At 72.2% G+C, this 18,379-nt stretch carries 13 protein-coding genes; 5 read left to right on the forward strand and 8 right to left on the reverse strand.

All coding sequences use genetic code 11. From position 1 onward, the window contains the following. Nucleotides 1-60: 60 nt before the first annotated feature. The 4 genes from AC4BG9_RS01730 (at nucleotide 61) to AC4BG9_RS01745 (ending at nucleotide 5,541) form a co-directional block, all read left to right on the forward strand. Entirely contained in the window at nucleotides 61-1,398 is a 1,338-nt protein-coding gene (locus tag AC4BG9_RS01730; RefSeq protein ID WP_490569359.1) for a flavin-containing monooxygenase, read from the forward strand. Then, entirely contained in the window at nucleotides 1,395-2,342 is a 948-nt protein-coding gene (locus AC4BG9_RS01735; protein ID WP_490569360.1) for a bile acid:sodium symporter family protein, read from the forward strand. The genes AC4BG9_RS01730 and AC4BG9_RS01735 overlap by 4 nt, the downstream gene beginning before the upstream one ends. Next, nucleotides 2,339-3,316: an SDR family oxidoreductase gene (locus tag AC4BG9_RS01740; RefSeq protein ID WP_490569361.1), complete on the forward strand. Its 978-nt coding sequence runs from the start codon at nucleotides 2,339-2,341 to the stop codon at nucleotides 3,314-3,316. Before AC4BG9_RS01735 ends, AC4BG9_RS01740 begins: the two co-directional genes overlap by 4 nt. Nucleotides 3,317-3,378: 62 nt before the next feature. Continuing rightward, a complete protein-coding gene (locus AC4BG9_RS01745; protein WP_490569362.1) occupies nucleotides 3,379-5,541 on the forward strand; it encodes an MMPL family transporter in 2,163 nt (720 codons plus the stop codon). 11 nt (nucleotides 5,542-5,552) lie between these two features. Here the strand turns inward: AC4BG9_RS01745 and AC4BG9_RS01750 are convergent, their stop codons facing one another. The 8 genes from AC4BG9_RS01750 to guaB all read right to left on the reverse strand — a co-directional run bounded on the left by AC4BG9_RS01750 (nucleotide 5,553) and on the right by guaB (nucleotide 16,806). After that, the gene (locus AC4BG9_RS01750) at nucleotides 5,553-6,575 is read right to left on the reverse strand and encodes a substrate-binding domain-containing protein (protein WP_490569363.1); all 1,023 of its coding nucleotides are present in this window, start codon (nucleotides 6,573-6,575) and stop codon (nucleotides 5,553-5,555) included. After that, a complete protein-coding gene (locus AC4BG9_RS01755) occupies nucleotides 6,572-7,114 on the reverse strand; it encodes a hypothetical protein (protein ID WP_490569364.1) in 543 nt (180 codons plus the stop codon). The genes AC4BG9_RS01750 and AC4BG9_RS01755 overlap by 4 nt, the downstream gene beginning before the upstream one ends. Nucleotides 7,115-7,134: 20 nt before the next feature. Then, nucleotides 7,135-8,712 carry a glutamine-hydrolyzing GMP synthase gene (gene guaA, locus AC4BG9_RS01760; RefSeq protein WP_490569365.1) on the reverse strand — a complete coding sequence of 526 codons (1,578 nt, stop codon included), beginning with the start codon at nucleotides 8,710-8,712 and terminating at the stop codon, nucleotides 7,135-7,137. Between the two features lie 188 nt (nucleotides 8,713-8,900). Further along, entirely contained in the window at nucleotides 8,901-10,664 is a 1,764-nt protein-coding gene (locus AC4BG9_RS01765; protein WP_490569366.1) for a GMC oxidoreductase, read from the reverse strand. Then, nucleotides 10,664-12,277 carry a succinic semialdehyde dehydrogenase gene (locus tag AC4BG9_RS01770; protein WP_490569367.1) on the reverse strand — a complete coding sequence of 538 codons (1,614 nt, stop codon included), beginning with the start codon at nucleotides 12,275-12,277 and terminating at the stop codon, nucleotides 10,664-10,666. The genes AC4BG9_RS01765 and AC4BG9_RS01770 overlap by 1 nt, the downstream gene beginning before the upstream one ends. A 75-nt stretch (nucleotides 12,278-12,352) precedes the next feature. Continuing rightward, nucleotides 12,353-14,080, reverse strand: coding sequence for a glycerol-3-phosphate dehydrogenase/oxidase (locus tag AC4BG9_RS01775; protein ID WP_490569368.1), 1,728 nt, complete (start codon nucleotides 14,078-14,080; stop codon nucleotides 12,353-12,355). Between the two features lie 68 nt (nucleotides 14,081-14,148). Beyond that, nucleotides 14,149-15,255, reverse strand: coding sequence for a GuaB3 family IMP dehydrogenase-related protein (locus AC4BG9_RS01780; RefSeq protein WP_490569369.1), 1,107 nt, complete (start codon nucleotides 15,253-15,255; stop codon nucleotides 14,149-14,151). Nucleotides 15,256-15,303: 48 nt separating this feature from the next. Further along, on the reverse strand, nucleotides 15,304-16,806 hold the full coding sequence (gene guaB / locus AC4BG9_RS01785; protein ID WP_490569370.1) for an IMP dehydrogenase: 1,503 nt from the start codon (nucleotides 16,804-16,806) through the stop codon (nucleotides 15,304-15,306). A 74-nt stretch (nucleotides 16,807-16,880) separates the two neighbouring features. Between guaB and AC4BG9_RS01790 the strand changes: the two genes are divergently transcribed. Further along, nucleotides 16,881-18,374 carry a hypothetical protein gene (locus AC4BG9_RS01790; protein ID WP_490569371.1) on the forward strand — a complete coding sequence of 498 codons (1,494 nt, stop codon included), beginning with the start codon at nucleotides 16,881-16,883 and terminating at the stop codon, nucleotides 18,372-18,374. The last annotated feature ends 5 nt before the right edge of the window (nucleotides 18,375-18,379 follow it).

The raw sequence follows: 18,379 nt of genomic DNA on the forward strand, positions 1-18,379 counted from the left end.
AGTGATTTACTGCGGTCCGGCGTTCCACGTCCAGCGGGAACGAGAACGGAGACACAGCACGTGAAGCAGGAACGGGCGCAGGCACCGACCTACGCGGTGATCGGCGCCGGCCCCAGCGGACTGGCCGCCGCCCGCTCCCTCCAGCGCCGAGGGCTGGCGTGGACCGGCTACGAGCGCGCCGACGGCGTCGGCGGCCTGTGGGACATCGACGCCGAGCACAGCACCGTCTACGAGTCGGCCCACCTGATCTCGTCGAAGACCACCACGCAGTTCGCCGAGTTCCCGATGGACGACGCGGTCGCCGACTATCCCGGGCACCGCGAGCTGCTGGCCTACTTCAACGCCTTCGCCGACCGCTTCGGGCTCCGCGAGGGCTTCCGGTTCCGGACCACGGTGACCCGGGTGGAGCCGGACGGCGAGGCCTGGCTGGTGACCGTCACCGGCCCCGACGGCACCCGGACCGAGCGCCACGCCGGCGTCCTGGTGGCCAACGGCACCCTCAGCGAGCCGGCCGTGCCCAGCTTCCGCGGCAGCTTCGACGGCGAGGTGCTGCACACCAGCGCCTACAAGCGGGCGCAGGTCTTCGCCGGCAAGCGGGTGCTGGTGATCGGGGCCGGAAACTCCGGCTGCGACATCGCCGTGGACGCCGTGCACCACGCCGCGTCGGTCGACCTCAGCGTGCGCCGCGGCTACTACTTCGTCCCCAAGTACCTCTTCGGCCGTCCCTCCGACACCCTCAACCAGGGCAAGCCCCTCCCCCCGCGGATCAAGCAGGCGATCGACACCCGGGTGCTCAAGGCGTTCACCGGCGACCCGGCGCGGTTCGGCCTGCCCGAGCCGGACTACAAGATCTACGAGTCCCACCCGGTGGTGAACTCGCTGGTCCTGCACCACCTCGGTCACGGCGACATCACGGTGCGCCGCGACGTGGACTGCTTCGACGGGGACGGCGTGCGGTTCGTGGACGGCGAGCGCGCGGCCTACGACCTGGTGGTCCTGGCCACCGGCTACCGGCTGCACTACCCCTTCCTGGACCCGGCGCTCCTCGACTGGGCCGGCCCGGGCAGCGGCACCTCCCCGGACCTGCACCTCAACATCTTCGCCAGGAACGCCCCCGGCCTGTTCGTCCTCGGGATGGTCGAGGCATCCGGGCTGGGCTGGCAGGGCCGCTACGAGCAGGCCGACCTGGTCGCCGCCTACCTGGCCGCCCGGCGCGACGACCCGGTGCGCGCGACCCGCTTCGAGCGCGAGCAGGTCCACGGCCCGGCGCCCGACCTCACCGGCGGCTACAAGTACCTCGGGCTGGAGCGGATGAGCTACTACGTCAACAAGGACGCCTACCGGTCCGCGGTCCGCGAGGCCCTCGCCACCCTCCAGCAGAAGGAGCAAGCCTCGTGATCGCCCAGCTCACCCCGCTCGTCGCGGACGTGGACAGCATCAGGATCGCCTTCGAGGAAGGCTCGCTGACCACCCTCAAGATCGTCATCGGGGCGATCCTGTTCGGCATCGCCCTGGACACCACGCTGGAGGACTTCAAGCTCGCGGCCCGGCGCCCGGGCACGATCGCCATCGGCGTGGTGGCGCAGTTCCTGCTGCTGCCGGCGCTGACCTTCGGGCTCACCCTGCTGCTCGACGTCCGCGGGTCCGTCGCGCTCGGGATGATCCTGGTGGCCTGCTGCCCACCCGGCAACGTCTCCAACATCCTGACCCACCGGGCCCGCGGCGACGTGGCGCTCTCGGTCTCGATGACCGCGGTGGGCAACGTGCTGGCGATCTTCGCGATGCCGCTCAACGTCGCGTTCTGGGGCGCCCTGCACCCCACCGGCAAGGCGGTGCTGGAGGAGATCGAGCTCTCCGCGTGGGACATGCTCTCCGAGATCGCGCTGGTGATCGGCCTGCCGTTCGTCGCGGGCCTCACGATCGCCCGGTTCTGGCCGGTCGTCGCCGCGAAGGCGGGCAAGGTCGTGGGGCCGCTCGCCTTCCTGGGCCTGGGCGCGGTGATCGTGGTCGGCGTCGCCAACAACTGGTCGATCTTCGTCGACTACATCGGCGTGGTGGTGATCGCGGTCTTCCTGCACGACGCGCTCGCCCTGCTGCTCGGCTACGGCATCGCCAAGGCCACCCGGCTCCCCGACCCCAGCACCCGGGCGATGACCTTCGAGGTCGGCATCCGCAACGCCGGACTCGGCCTGCTGCTGGTCTTCTCCTACTTCGACGGGCTGGGCGGCATGGCGCTCGTCGCCGCCTGGTGGGGCATCTGGGACATCATCGCCGGGCTGGCCGTCGCCCAGTGGTGGCGGTCCAGGTCGACGGCACCGCGGAACCAGGAGGCAGCGGTATGACCACGATCCTGGTCACCGGGGGCAGCGGCTTCCTCGGCACCTCGGTGGTGCGCGGGCTCGCCGAGGCCGGCCACCGGGTCCTCAGCGCCGACCTGCGCACGCCGCCGGAGCCCGCTGGGGGCGTGGAGCACCTGGTCATGGACGTCACCGACCCGAGCGCCGTCGAGGCCGCCTTCGCCGGCCGCGACGTCGAGGTGGTCGTCCACCTGGCCTCGATCGTCACTCCCGGCAAGGACAGCTCCCGCGAGCTCGAGCACGCCGTCGACGTCACCGGCACCCGGCACGTGCTGGAGGCCTGCCTGGCCCACGGCGTCCGCCGGGTCGTCGTCTCCTCCTCCGGGGCCGCCTACGGCTACCACCCCGACAACGGCGCCGCCCACGGCGGCTGGCTCACCGAGGACGACCCGGTGCGCGGCAACGAGGAGTTCGCCTACAGCCACCACAAGCGGCTGGTGGAGGAGATGCTCGCCGGGCTGCGGGTCAGCGACCCGCAGCTGGAGCAGGTGGTGCTGCGGATCGGCACGATCCTCGGCGAGCGGGTCGACAACCAGATCACCGCCCTCTTCGAGAAGAAGCGGCTGCTGAAGATCCGGGGCAGCGCCTCCCCGTTCGTCTTCATCTGGGACACCGACGTGGTCGGCGCGATCGAGCGGGCCGCGACCGGTGAGGTGACCGGCGTCTTCAACGTGGCCGGCGACGGGGCGATGACCATCGACGAGATCGCGGCCGCGCTGGGCAAGAGCACCCTGGCGATCCCCGAGCCGTTGCTGCGCGCCGTCCTGGCGGTGGGCAAGCGGCTCGGCCTCACCGCGTACGGTCCGGAGCAGACCGTCTTCCTGGCCCACCGCCCGGTCCTGGACAACACCAGGCTCAAGACGGTGCTCGGGTACGTGCCGTCGCGCACCACCGCGGAGGCGTTCGACGCCTGGCGGACGGCGCGCGGGCAGGCGGGCGCACTGCCTCAGATGAGGTAGCCCGGAGCGCCCTAGGGGAAAACCCCGATGCGCCTGGGGGCCTGCGGTGCTGCACTGGACGGATGAACCGTCAGATCGCCGGCCGGCTCACCGGCCCCGTCGCCAAGTGGGTCGTGCTGGCCCTGTGGCTCGGCATCACCATGGGCTCCTCCGTCTTCGCCGCCAAGCTGGTCGACGAGCAGAACAACGAGGCGAGCTCCTGGCTCCCTGAGAGCGCCGAGGCCACCCGCGCCCTGAGCAAGCTGGAGGCGTTCCAGGACCCGGACGCCATCCCCACCGTGGTGGTCTACGACAAGTCCTCGGGGCTGACCGAGGCCGACCTGGCCGCCGCCGCCGCCGACGCCGAGGAGTTCGCCGCGCTCGACGACGTCGAGGGCGAGGTGGTCGGCCCGATCCCGTCGGAGGACGGCGAGGTGGCGCAGACGATCGTCACCTTCGACCTCGGCGCGGAGGGATGGAACCTGATGCCGGACGTCGCCGACGACCTGCGCGAGATCGCGACCCTCGACGGCGGTGACGTCTACGTCGCGGGCCCGGGCGGCCAGGCGGCCGACGCGGCCGAGGCGTTCGGGGGCATCGACACCACCCTGCTCTTCTCCACGCTCGGCATCGTGGTCGTGATCCTGCTGCTGACCTACCGCAGCCCGGTGCTGTGGGTGCTGCCGATCATCTGCGCCGGGGTGGCCCTCTTCGGCGCCCAGGCGCTCATCTACTTCCTGGCTCGCTACGCCGACCTCACGGTCAACGGGCAGAGCTATGCCATCCTCACCATCCTGGTGATCGGCGCCGGCACCGACTACGCCCTGCTGATCGTGGCGCGCTACCGCGAGGAGCTGCGCCGCCACGAGGACCGGCACGAGGCGATGGCCTTCGCGCTGCACCGCGCCGCGCCGGCGATCCTGGCCAGCGCGGCCACCGTCACCATCGGGATGCTCTGCCTGATGCTCGCCCAGATGAACTCCACCGCAGGGCTGGGCCCGGTGGCGGCCATCGGCATCGCGGTCACCTTCCTGGTCCAGATCACGCTGCTCCCGGCCCTGCTGGTGGTCTGCGGGCGCTGGGTCTTCTGGCCCAAGCGCCCCACCTACGGCTCCCCCGAGCCGACGCGGACGGGCTTCTGGGCCAGGGTCGGGTCCTGGATCGCGCCGCGGCCGCGGCAGGTGTGGGTGGTCACCGCCGCCCTGCTGGGGATCGCCTGCCTCGGCCTGTTCCGGCTCGACTCCGGCGGCCTGTCGACCGAGGACTCCTACACCGAGGAGTTCTCCTCGATCACCGGCCAGCAGGTGCTCGAGGAGCACGGCCTGGTCGACCGGTCCAACACGGTCCAGGTGGTCGCCGACGCCGACCAGGCAGCCGCGGTGCGGCAGGCGATGACCGGCATCGAGGGGCTGAGGGAGCCCTCCGAGCCGGTGGTCAAGGACGGGGTGGCCTTCGTGGAGGGCGTGGTCACCCACGACATCTCCTCGCCGGAGGCGTTCGACGTGGTGGAGGAGGTCCGGACCGCCACCCATGCGGTGCCGGGCGCGGACGCCCTGGTGGGCGGCGGGACCGCCTTCCTCCTCGACACCAGGGAGGCCTCCGCCCGCGACAACCAGGTGATCATCCCGACCATCCTGCTGGTCGTCTTCCTGATCCTGGTGCTGCTGCTGCGGGCGCTCGTCTCGCCGCTGATCCTGGTGGCGACGGTGGTCCTCTCCTTCGGCGCCGCCCTGGGCATCTCGGCGCTCGTCTTCGAGTACGTGCTGGGGTTCGCAGGCTCCGACTCGTCGTTCCCGCTCTTCGCCTTCGTCTTCCTGGTCGCCCTGGGCATCGACTACAACATCTTCCTGATGACCCGGGTGCGCGAGGAGTCCCAGACGCTCGGCACCCGGGCCGGCTCACTGGCCGCGCTCACCTCCACCGGAGGGGTGATCACCTCCGCGGGCCTGGTGCTGGCCGCCACCTTCGGGGTGCTGGGCACCATCCCGGTGGTCTTCCTCGCCGAGCTCGGGTTCGCCGTGGCGCTGGGGGTCATCCTCGACACCATGATCGTGCGGTCCGTCCTGGTCACCGCCATCAACCTCGACCTCGGCCCCCGCATCTGGTGGCCCAGCCGGCTCGAACCGACCGGCACCCCGCCGACGGCGTCGGTCACCCCTGCCGGAGCGATCCCGCCACGGGACGGAGTCGACGGCGAGCGCCAGGACCAGCACGTCGACGGTGGGCGTGAGGCGCACCGCGCCTGAGCACGCTCAGCTCAACGCAGGGCCAGCCTCTCGCAGGCCGAGGCCAGCTCGGGCGTGCAGATCTCGTCGAGCGTGAAGACCTGGTCGCGCACCACGGTGCGGCTGATCGTCGCGCTCGTCACCGGCTGCGGCTCGAGCAGGAAGGAGGCAACGCCCTCGTAGTCCGCGGTGCCGGTCACCTCCGTGCCCGAGAGCAGGCTGACCGAGAGGTCGGCCGCCTGCCTGGCCAGGGCGGGGATCGGCTTGTAGATCGTGACCCCCTGCTCCCCCGCGACCAGGCGGCGCACGGCGTCCAGCTGGCCGTCCTGGCCGGTGAGGAACGGCCCCGGACCCGGGAGATCCAGGTCCGCCAACGCGGCGGCGACCCCGCCCGCCTGGGTGTCGTTGGCGGCCACCACCGCGTCGACCCGGCGCATCCGGGAGCCCTGGGACTCGATGAATTCCTGTGCCTCGTCCGCGTCCCAGGTGTCGGGTGAGAGCTCGTCGACCACGCGGATGCCGGCCGCGTCGAAGACCTTGCCCAGGGCCGGCCGGAGGGCCGCGGCGTTGGAGTCGCCGGCGCCGCCGTTGATCACCACCACCTCGGCCCGGCGACCGACGGCGTCGACCACCGCTTCGGCCATCTGGGTGCCGATCGTGGTCGGGTCCACCGAGACGAACCAGTCCGCCCCGGCCACGTAGCGGTCGTAGGCCACCACCTCCACGTCGCCGGCCTCCAGCACCATCCGCTCGCCGGACTCGGAGTCGACCGCATTGAGGACGACGACGTCCGCCCCCGCCTCCAGCGCCTCGGCGAGCTGCTCCTCCTGGCGGGCGGCGTCCTGGTCGGCCTGGTAGAAGAGGTAGTCGCACCCCCGGCAGGTCTCCGCCACCCGGGCGCGGAAGACCGGCTCGTCGATCTCCTCCCAGCGGTCGGCCCCGGTGCCGGCCAGCAGCAGCGCCACCACCGCCCGGTCCGGCCGCACGCAGGCGGAGAGCGTCGAGGCGAGGAGGAGGCCGAGCACGAGTGCGATCAGTCGCCGGGGAGCGGTCACGGCGACGGATCCTCCCCGGCGCCGCCCCCGCCGAGAGGCAGGAAGCCGTCGTCCGGCGGACAGTGCCCGGCGGTCTGGAGGTCGCTGCTCATCGCGGCGGCGTTCCACCGGGTCACGTCCGTGCCGGCGGGCGTGCCCTCGGCCTTGGGGAAGACCGCGACCAGCCGGTCGCCGTCCACCTCCGGCTCGGTCTCGACCGTGGTCCTCGCGTACTCCGGGCCGAGCACGGAGACGCTGTGGTCTCGCACCTCGCCGTCGAAGTACTTCACGACGAGCTGGACCAGGGCCTGCTCGTCGTCGGCCAGCACCACGGAGTAGTCGAAGCCGCTCCGCGCCGGCACCGGATAGCCCTCCCAGGTCACGGTGTAGGCGTCGTCGTCCTCGGCCACCGTGACCCGGCCGGGCGAGGAGCCCTCCAGCTCGCAGGAGGCCTCCCTGGCCTGCGTCTCCCCCTCCTCGGTGCCCTCGGACGACGCGCTGCACCCGGCCGCCAGCAGCAGTCCGGCCAGCAGCGCCGAGGTGATGGCATGCCTCGTCATGGTCCTCCCCCCGTCGTGGCTCACTCCCACTCGATGGTGCCCGGCGGCTTCGAGGTGATGTCGACCGTGACCCGGTTGACCTCGGCCACCTCGTTGGTGATCCGCGTCGAGATCCGCTCCAGCACCTCGTAAGGCAGCCGGGCCCAGTCGGCCGTCATCGCGTCCTCCGAGGTCACCGGGCGCAGCACGACGGGGTGCCCGTAGGTGCGGCCGTCGCCCTGGACGCCGACGGAGCGGACGTCGGCCAGCAGCACCACGGGCATCTGCCACACGTCGCGGTCGAGCCCGGCCCGGGTGAGCTCCTCGCGGGCGATGGCGTCGGCCTCGCGGAGCAGGTCGAGCCGCTCGCGGGTGACCTCGCCGATGATCCGGATCCCGAGCCCGGGACCGGGGAAGGGCTGGCGCCAGACGATCTCGGGCGGCAGGCCGAGCTGCTCCCCGACGAGGCGGACCTCGTCCTTGAAGAGGGTGCGCAACGGCTCGACCAGCTCGAACTCGAGGTCGTCGGGGAGCCCGCCGACGTTGTGGTGGGACTTGATGTTGGAGGTGCCGGCGCCGCCGCCGGACTCGACCACGTCGGGGTAGAGCGTCCCCTGGACGAGGAAGGCGACCTTGTCGCCCGCCTCCATCGCCTCGCCGAGCACGTCGGCCTCGGCGGCCTCGAAGACCCGGATGAACTCGCGTCCGATGATCTTGCGCTTCTCCTCGGGGTCGGTGACCCCGGACAGCGCCGAGAGGAACCGCTCCTCGGCGTCGACCACGTGCAGCTTGACCCCGGTGGCGGCGACGAAGTCGCGCTCCACCTGCTCGGCCTCGCCCTTGCGCAGCAGCCCGTGGTCGACGAAGACGCAGTCGAGGCGGTCGCCGATGGCGCGCTGGACCAGCGCCGCGGCGACCGCGGAGTCGACGCCGCCGGAGAGCCCGCAGATGGCGCGGCCGCCCTCGCCGACCTGGTTGCGGATCCGCTCGATCTGCTCCTCGACGATGTTGACCATCGTCCAGGTGGGGCGGCAGCCGGCGATCTCGTGCAGGAAGTGCTCGAGCACCCGCTGGCCGTGCTCGGAGTGCAGCACCTCGGGGTGCCACTGGACCCCGGCGAGCCGGCGCTCGGTGTGCTCGAAGGCCGCGACCGGGGTGACGTCGGTCGAGGCCAGCACGGTGAAGCCGTCCGGAGCGGCCCGCACCGAGTCGCCGTGGGACATCCACACGTTGTGCTCGGCGGGGATCTCGGCCAGCAGGGTGCCGGGCTCGACGACCCGCACCGGCGTCCGGCCGTACTCGCGGGCCCCGGTGTGGGCCACCTCGCCACCGAGACCGCTGGCCATCAGCTGGAAGCCGTAGCACATCCCGAACGTCGGGACCCCGGCGTCGAAGAGGGAGGAGTCCAGGCCGGGCGCCCCCTCGGCGTAGACGCTGGAGGGGCCGCCGGACAGGATGATGGCCGCGGGCTTGCGGGCGAGCATCTCGGCGACCGGCATGGTGTGCGGCACGATCTCGGAGTAGACCCGTGCCTCGCGCACCCGGCGGGCGATCAGCTGGGCGTACTGCGCCCCGAAGTCGACCACCAGGACCAGGTCGTGCTCAGCAGGCGCAGTCATGCCAGCACTCTAGCGAGGCGGACGACACCGGAAATGCACCAGGGCCCGACCGGGGAGGGAGGTTGGCCGAGCCCTGATCGTCCACGTCGCTGAGAAAGGACCTGGACGTCGACCCGGCTTTCATGGGAGGGAGTGCCGGGCCTGCACTTCAAGGACAACGATGCCCTACCACTCCAAGTTATGCCCGTCTATCGGACTATTTCGTGTCCGATCTGCTCCCGTGGCGCCCCGGTGACCTGCACGATCGGCAGCCGCAGCGCGGCCGGGGCGGTCCGCGGCACCGCCGGGTTGCGCGGCTCGACGGGCGGCACCGGCCGGTAGGCCTCGCCCAGCGCCGGCCTGGGGTCCGCCTCGCCCTTGTTGGGCCACAGGGCCATCGCCCGCTCGGCCTGGGCGGTGATCGTCAGCGACGGGTTGACGCCGAGGTTGGCCGAGATGGCCGACCCGTCCACGACGTGCACCCCCGGGTGGCCGAAGAGTCGCTGGTAGGGGTCGATGACCCCGTTCTCCGGGGAGTCGCCGATGGTGCAGCCCCCGATGAAGTGCGCGGTCAGCGGCCTCCCGAAGGGCTCGCCGATGGTGCCGCCCGGCGTCCCCCCGATCTCCTCCGCCATCCGGCGGGCCGCCTCGTAGGCCTGGGGGATGTAGGTCGGGTTCGGCTCGCCGTGCCCCTGCCTGCTCGACATCCGCCAGCCGAAGGGCGTGCGCACCCGGACGGTGGTGATCGAGTTGTCCAGGGTCTGCATCACCAGCGCGATCACCGAGCGCTCCGACCAGTGCTTGAAGTCGTAGAGGTCGAGGGCGTTGGCCCGCTCCCGCCACAGCTCTCGCAGCCAGATCCCGATCCGGGACCGTCCAGGCACCGGATCGGCCAGCACCGTCTGCAGCAGCGCCATCACGTTGCTGCCCTTGCCGTAGCGGACCGGCTCGATGTGGGTGTGCTCGTCGGGGTGGAAGGAGGAGGTGATGGCCACGCCCTGGCTGTAGTCGGTGGCCAGGTCGGGCGCGAGCGCCCCGAGGATCGCCTCGGAGTTGGTCCGCGCCAGCACGCCCAGCCGGTCCGAGACGTGCGGCAGGTCGCCGTCGCCCTTCAGCTTGTGCAGCAGCTTCTGGGTGCCCAGCGCGGCCGCGGAGAAGACCACCTGGTCGCAGGTGAACTCCTTGACCGCGCTGCGCCGCGACAGCTTGGCCTTGGTCCAGCGCGCCTGCACCGTGTAGCCGCCCTCCGGGCGCGGCCGCACCCGGGTCACGGTGGTGAGCGGGTGCACGACCGCGCCCAGCCGCTCGGCGAGGTGGAGGTAGTTCTTGACCAGGGTGTTCTTGGCGTTGTGACGGCAGCCCGTCATGCACTCCCCACACCCCAGGCAGGTGTTGCGGGCGGGCCCGGCGCCCCCGAAGTAGGGGTCCTCCACCGCCTCGCCCGGCGTCTGCCCCGGGCCGCCGAAGAAGACGCCGACCGGGGTCGGGTGGAAGGTCTCCCCCACCCCCATCTTCTCCGCGACCCGCTCCATCACGTCGTCCGAGGGGGTGCGCAGCGGGTTCTCCACCACGCCCAGCATCCGCTTGGCCTGGTCGTAGTAGGGCGCCAGCTCGGCCCGCCAGTCGGTGATGTGGGCCCACGACGGGTCGCGGTAGAACGCGTCCAGCGGCTCGTACAGCGTGTTGGCGTAGACCAGGGAGCCGCCGCCCACACCCGCTCCGGCGAGGATCAGGCAGTCCTTGAGCAGGTCGATGCGCTGGATGCCGTAGAGCCCGGCCCCGGGCATGAACAGGTAGCGCTTGAGGTCGAACGAGGTGGGGGCGAAGTCGGCGTCGTCGAACCGGGCGCCCGCCTCGAGCACGCCGACCCGGTAGCCCTTCTCCGAGAGCCGCAGGGCGCTGACCGAGCCGCCGAAGCCCGACCCGATGACCAGGACGTCGTAGTGCGCGGCCGCGGCGCGGGGGCGCGCCATCAGGCGCGGCCGAGCCGGTTGAGCAGGCGCAGGCTGACGGTCATCATCCGGGCGTAGGCCTCCTCCGACATCCCCGCCGGCGGACGGATCGGCAGGCCGCGCTGGGTGCCCACCGACTGGGTCTCGGTGTAGCGCAGGATGCCCTCGGCGCCCTGTCGGCGGCCGAGCCCGGAGTCCCGCATCCCGCCCATCGGGGCCGCGAGCGTGCCGAAGGCCGCGCCGTACGGCTCGTTGACGTTGACCGTGCCGCAGCGCAGCTGCCGGGCGATCTCCCGGCCACGGGTCCCGTCGGCGGTGTAGACCGAGGCGTTCAGCCCGTAGCCGCCCTGGTTGGCGCGGGAGACGGCGTCCGCCTCGTCGTGGAAGCGGTAGAGGGAGATCACCGGGCCGAAGGTCTCGGTGCCGAAGCAGGCCATGTCGGGGGTGACGCCCTCGAGCACGGTCGGCTCGTAGTAGTAGGGCCCGAGGTCGGGCCGGGCCCGACCCCCGGTCAGCACCCGGGCACCCTTGGCCACCGCGTCGTCGACGTGGGCGGTGACCGCCTCGAGCTGGCGGGCGCTGATCAGCGTCCCCATGTCGACCTCCCAGTCGGAGCTGGCCCCCAGCGCCATCGCCTCGGTGCGGGCCACGAACCGCTCCACGAAGCGGTCGTAGACCTGGTCGGCGACGTAGAGGCGCTCCATCGAGATGCAGAGCTGGCCGGAGTTGGAGAAGGCGCCCCGCACCGCGCCGTCGGCGGCGCGCTCGACCTGGGCGTCGCGCAGCACCAGCATCGGGTTCTTGCCGCCCAGCTCCAGGGAGCAGCCGATGAGCCGCTCCGCGCACTGCTGGGCGATCACCCTGCCGGTCGCGGTGGAGCCGGTGAAGCAGAGGTAGTCGACGCCGGCGATCAACGGGGTGCCGACCTCGGCCCCCTGGCCGGCCACGACCTGCCACAGGTCGACCGGGAACCCGGCCGCCTCGAGCAGCTCGAGGCCCAGCAGGGCCGTGAGCGTGGTCTGGGAGTCGGGCTTGGCGACCACCGCGTTGCCGGCCATCAGGGCGGGGAGGCCGTCGCACAGGGCCAGGGTGAAGGGGTAGTTCCACGGCGAGATGATCCCGACGACGCCCTTGGGGATCCGGTTGACGTCGACCCGGGTGAGCATCGGGAACATGCCCGGGACCCGGTGGGTGGCGAGGTGGCCGGCGCCGGTGCGGGCGTAGTAGCGCGCGGTCATCGCGACGTGCGCCACCTCCAGGAAGGCGTCCTTGCGGGCCTTGCCCGACTCCAGGCAGATGAGCTCGGTGATCTCGTCCTGCCGGTCCAGCACCAGGTCGTGCAGCCGCAGCAGCATCCGCGCCCGGTCGGCGACCGGGGTCCGGGCCCACGACTCCTGGACGCGGCGCGCCCGGGCCAGGGCGAGCTCGACGTCCTCGGGGCTGCTCTGGGGCAGGCGGGCCAGCGGTGCGTCGTCCAGCGGGGAGCGCACCTCGTGGGTCTGCGACCCGGAGGCGACGACCCGGCCCGTCAGCCGCGCCACGTAGTCGGGCTCGAGCGCCCAGCTGGCGCTCGGGTCGTGCTCGGGGTCACGGGGACCGTCGGTCAGCGGGCCGCGGGGGGAGCTGGCAGTCATGTACTGAGAGTATGTGACCCACGTCTCCGCTGCTACCCCGCAGTAGGCACCGGCCTCCCAGAGGTCCGCGACCGGTCAGGCGGGCGGACCGCCCACGATCTCCGGGGCCTGCACCCGCGCCTCGTCGGCCTCCTGGTCGGTGGCCATCAGCTGGCTGCGGCGCTCCGCCTCGACCCGGCGCAGGTAGTGGTCGACCTCCGAGGCGGTGGTCGCCTCGTCCCAGCCGAGCTCGCCGGCCATCAGCCGGGCCGCCTCGGGTGCCGCGAGCACCCCGCGGTCGAAGGTCTCGATGGAGATCCGGGTACGCCGGGTCAGCACGTCGTCGAGGTGCCGGGCGCCCTCGTGGGTCACCGCGTAGACGACCTCGGCGGCCAGGTAGTCCGGAGCGCCGGTCAGCGGCGCCGCTAGCTCGGGCCGGGCCTCCACCAGGGCCAGCACCTCGTCGACCAGGCCGCCGTAGCGGCCCAGCAGGTGGTCGATCCGTCCGACCTGCAGGCCGGCGGCCCGGGCCAGGGCCACCCGCTGGTTGGTCCGCGTCTCGAACCCGTAGGCCCCGACCAGCGGGACCCGGTCGGTGATGCTGGGCAGCACCGACCCGACGCCGTCGAAGGCGACGTCGACCGCGTCCTTGCCCATCACCCGGTAGGTGGTGAGCTTGCCGCCCGCGATCAGCACCAGACCGGGGACCGGGCTGATCGTGGTGTGCTCCCGCGACAGCTTGGTGGTCTCCGCCTCGGCGCCGACCTTGCGCAGCGGCTTGAGCAGCGGGCGCAGGCCGGCGTAGACCCCGACCACGTCCTCGAGGTCGAGCGGCACCTTGAGCAGGCGGTTGATGTGCTCGAGCAGGTAGGTGATGTCGGTGCGACTGGCCGCCGGGTGGGCCAGGTCGAGGTCCCAGGGGGTGTCGGTGGTGCCGATGATCCAGTGCGGGCCCCACGGGATCACGAAGAGCACCGACTTCTCGGTCTTGGTGATGAAGCCGCACTCGGAGCGGATCCGGTCGCGGGGCACCACCAGGTGGATGCCCTTGGAGGCGTCCACCTCCAGCGCTCCCTCGCCGCCCATCATCTCCTGGATCTGGTCGGTCCAGACGCCGGCCGCGTTGATCACGACCTTGGCCCGCACCTCCAGGTCGACGCCGTTCTCCAGGTCCCGGGCACTCACCCCGACCACCCGGTCCCCCTCGCGCAGGAAGCCGGTCACCTTGGTCCGGGTCGCGACGTGCGCGCCGTTGTTGGCCGCCGTGCGGGCCACGGTCATCACCAGCCGGGCGTCGTCGACCTGGCAGTCGTAGTAGCGGATCGCGCCGTGCAGGTCGTCGGTGCGCAGGTCGGGCGCCATCCGGGCCAGCTGCTTGCGGAACAGGTGCTTGTGCTTGGGCACGCCCATGTCGTACTTGCCGGCCATGGCCATCGAGTCGTAGAGCGCGACGCCGGCGCCGACGTACGGGCGCTGCCAGGCGTGCTCCAGCGGGTAGAGGAAGGGCACCGGGCGGACCAGGTGGGGGGCCAGCCGGGTCAGCAGCAGGCCGCGCTCCTCCAGCGCCTCCTTGACCAGCGCGAAGTCGAACATCTCCAGGTACCTCAGCCCGCCGTGCACCAGCTTGGAGCTGCGGCTGCTGGTGCCGCTGGCGAGGTCGCGCTGCTCGACCAGCGCCGTGCTCAGGCCCCGGGTGACGGCGTCGAGCGCCGCGCCGACGCCGACGATCCCGCCGCCCACGACCAGGACGTCGAGCTCGGTGGACTGCATCGCCTCGAGCGCGGCGGCGCGGGAGGCCGGGTTCAGTGCGATGGGAGTGGCCATGCCTCCATTTTGCCGGACGGCCGGTGCCGGCCGACCGGGCGTCCCCTCACGCCCGCAGTCGCGAGGGCTCAGCCAAGGACCACTTCGACGCGCTGGAACTCCTTGAGCTCGGTGTAGCCGGTGGTGGCCATCGACCGCTTGAGCGCACCGATCAGGTTCATCGTGCCGTCGGCCACGTGCGAGGGGCCGAAGAGGATCTCCTCCAGCGTCCCGACGGGCTCGAAGCCGACGCGCTGCCCGCGCGGCAGGTCGGCGTGGTGCGCCTCGGTGCCCCAGTGGAAGCCCCGGCCCGGAGCGTCGGAGGCCCGGGCCAGCGGCGAGCCGACCATCACCGCGTCGGCGCCGCAGGCGATCGCCTTGGCCACGTCGCCGGAGCGACCGATCGAGCCGTCCGCGATCACGTGCACGTAGCGCCCGCCCGACTCGTCGAGGTAGTCGCGGCGGGCCGCGGCGACGTCGGCCACCGCGCTGGCCATCGGGACGGCGATCCCCAGCACGGTGCGGGTGGTGTGCGCCGCGCCGCCGCCGAAGCCGACCAGGACGCCGGCCGCACCGGTCCGCATCAGGTGCAGGGCGGCCTGGTAGGTCGCGCAGCCGCCGACCACCACCGGCACGTCGAGCTCGTAGATGAACTCCTTGAGGTTGAGCGGCTCGGACTGGCTGGAGACGTGCTCGGCCGAGACGGTGGTGCCGCGGATGACGAACATGTCGACGCCCGCGTCGACCACCGTCTTGGCGAACTCCTTGGTCCGCTGCGGGGACAGCGAGCCGGCGACCGTGACGCCCGCGTCACGCATCTGGTGGAGCCGGGCGCTGATCAGCTCGGCCTTGACCGGCTCGGTGTAGATCTCCTGCATCCGGGCGGTCGCGTCGACGCCGGAGAGCGAGGCGACCTCCTCCAGCAGGGGCGAGGGGTCCTCGTAGCGGGTCCACAGGCCCTCGAGGTTGAGCACCCCCAGCCCGCCGAGCCGCCCGAAGGCGATCGCGGTCTCCGGCGACATCACCGAGTCCATCGGCGCCGCGAGCACCGGGAGGTCGAAGCGGTAGGCGTCGATCTGCCACGCCACGCTCACCTCCTCGGGGTCGCGCGTGCGGCGCGAGGGCACGATGGCCACGTCGTCGAAGGCGTAGGCCCGGCGGGCACGCTTGTTCTTGCCGATCTCGATCTCGGTCACGGGGGGCAGCCTTTCACGAGCAGGTCACGGGTGTGGGCGGGCACGACCTCACAGGCCGGAGTAGTTGGGCGCCTCGACGGTCATCTGGACGCCGTGCGGGTGGCTCTCCTTGAGCGACGCCGAGGTGATCCGGACGAACTGGCCCTTCTCCTGGAGCTCGGGCACGGTGCGGGCGCCGACGTAGAACATGGACTGGTTGAGGCCGCCGATCAGCTGGTGGGCGACCGCCCCGAGCGGGCCGCGGTAGGCCACCTGACCCTCGATGCCCTCGGGCACGATCTGGTCGTCGCTGGTGACCTCGGCCTGGAAGTAGCGGTCCTTGGAGTAGGACTTCTTGCCCCGGCTCGACATCGCGGCCAACGATCCCATGCCGCGGTAGGACTTGAACTGCTTGCCGTTGACGAAGACCAGCTCACCCGGGGACTCCTCGCAGCCGGCGAGCAGCGAGCCGAGCATCACCGAGTCGGCGCCGGCGACCAGCGCCTTGGCGATCTCGCCGGAGTGCTTCATCCCGCCGTCGGCGATCACCGGGACGCCGGCGGGCCGCGCCGCCAGCGACGCCTCGTAGATGGCGCTGACCTGCGGGACACCGACGCCGGTGACCACCCGGGTGGTGCAGATCGACCCGGGGCCGACGCCGACCTTGACCGCGTCGGCACCGGCGTCGACGAAGGCCTGGGCGCCCGCGCGGGTGGCGACGTTGCCGCCGATCACCTGGACGTGGCGGGTCGCCGGGTCGGCCTTGAGCCGGCGGACCATCTCCAGGAGCAGGTGCACGTGACCGTGGGCGGTGTCGGCGACCAGCACGTCGACGCCGGCCTCGACCAGGGTGGTGGCGCGTTGCCAGGCGTCGCCGAAGTAGCCGATGGCCGCGCCCACGAGCAGGCGCCCGTCGGCGTCCTTGGAGGCGCGGGGGAACTGCTCGGACTTCACGAAGTCCTTGACCGTGATCAGCCCGGCCAGGCGGCCGTCGGCGTCGACCAGCGGGAGTCGCTCGCGCTTGTGCTGGCGCAGCAGTGCGGTGGCGTCCTCCCGCGAGATGCCCACCTCGCCGGTGACCAGCGGCATGTGGGTCATCACCTCGTCGACCTTGGTGGTCGCCCACTCGGCCAGGGGGGTGAAGCGCAGGTCGCGGTTGGTGATGATGCCCAGGAGCCGCTGGTCGCCGTCGACCACCGGGAGCCCGGAGACCCGGTACTCCCCGCAGATGCGGTCGAGGTCCTCCAGGGTGGCGTCCGGCCCGATCACCACGGGGTTGGAGATGATGCCGGTCTGGGTCCGCTTGACCAGGTCGACCTGGTATGCCTGGTCCTCGATCGACAGGTTGCGGTGGAGCACGCCCATGCCGCCCTCACGGGCCATGGCGATCGCCATCCGCGACTCGGTGACGGTGTCCATGGCGGCGCTGAGCAGGGGCACGCGCAGGGAGATCTCCCGGGTCAGCCGCGTCGTGGTGTCGATCTCGTCGGGCGCGAGGTCGGACTCCCCCGGCAGCAGCAGCACGTCGTCGTAGGTGAGGCCGAGGCTTGCGAACTTCTCAGGGATCTCCACCTCTCCATCCTACTTTGACCACACAGGATCCGAGCCGCATGCTGGCTCAGGGCAGACCACACCCGAGGGGGGACATGCCGCTCAAGCAGCACCACCGCTGGGTGGTCGGTGGATGCGCACTCGTCGTGCTCGTCCTGCGCCTCCTCGGCGTCGGCCAGTCCCCGGGCGCGGACGAGGCGGGTTTCACACTGGTGGCCCGCAGCTGGGACCCTGCGCCCGACTCCCTCTACGGCCCCTACTTCGTGGACCGTCCGCCCCTGCTGATCCTCGTCTTCCGGGTGCTCGACGCCCTCGGTGGCATCACCGCGGTCCGCATCCTGGGAGCGGTCGGCTGCGCGCTCGTCGTCCTCCTCGCGGCCGGCGCGGCCCGGAGCATCGCCGGGGAGAGGGCGCCGGTCTGGGTGGCGATCTGCACCGCGGCCATCCTCGGCAACCCGCTCATCGACCCCGTCGACGTCAAGGGCGAGGTGCTCGGCATCCCGCTCGTGATGGGGAGCTGCTGGCTCGCCCTCCTGGCACTGCGCCGCGAGGCGACCCGCGGCGCCTGGGCGCTGGCCCTGCTGGCGGGGCTGACCGGCTCGCTGGCCACGGGGCTCAAGCAGAGCCTGCTGGGGTCCCTGGTCTTCGCCGCGGTGCTGCTGATCGCCTCGTGGGCGACCGACCGGATCAGCGGGGCCTCGTTCGCCCGGCTCGCCGCCGCGGGGCTGGTCGGCGCGGCCGTCCAGCCCGTCGCCACCGTGCTCTGGGCGCTCTGGGCCGGTGTCGACCTCGACACCCTGGCCTACGCCGTCGTCGGCTTCCGCGCCGACGCCAACGCCGTCCTGGAGGCGCGCCCCTCCGCCGCCAACCACCTGCGGGCGCTGGGGCTGCTCGCGGTGGCGTTCCTCTCCGGGATAGCGGTGGTCCTCAGCCTCTTCGTCGCGCGACTCCCCCGTCTGTTCCGTGCCCATCCCGCCCTGACCGCGGCCATCACCGCGATGGTCGCCTACGAGCTCTACGCCCTCGTCGCCAGTGGGAGCTTCTGGCGCGACTACCTCTTCGCCCTCGTCCCGGCCACCGCGCTGGCCCTCGCGGCGCTCTGCGGCACCCTGGAGCGCGGCGCGATGCTCGTGCCGGGCCCGGTGATCGCGGCCGCGGTCTCCTGCCTGGTCTGCGTGACGGCCTGGCTGGTCGTCGACCCGGGCTGGATAGGCAGCACCGGTGAGGACGACACCGGCTCCTCGGTGGCCGAGGTCGCCGAGCCCGGTGACACGCTGACCGTCTTCGGCGGACGCGCGGACGTGCAGGCCGGCAGCGGCCTCCCCTCGCCGTACCCGTACATGTGGAGCCTCCCGATGCGCACGCTGGACCCCGACTACGAGGAGCTCGTCTCGCTCGTGGAGGGGCCCGACGCCCCGACCTGGCTGGTGGAGGTGGCCCCGTTCGAGGTCTGGAACGCCGAGGCCGGCCACCGGCTCCGCGAGGCGGTGGAGAGCCGCTACGACGTCACGGTGCCCGAGTGTGGGATGGCCAAGCGGATCTGGCGCCTCAAGACCGCGGACCGGGCGGTCCCCCGGCCCCGCTGCTGAGGCTG

Source organism: Nocardioides sp. Z40_12, from assembly GCF_058215795.1.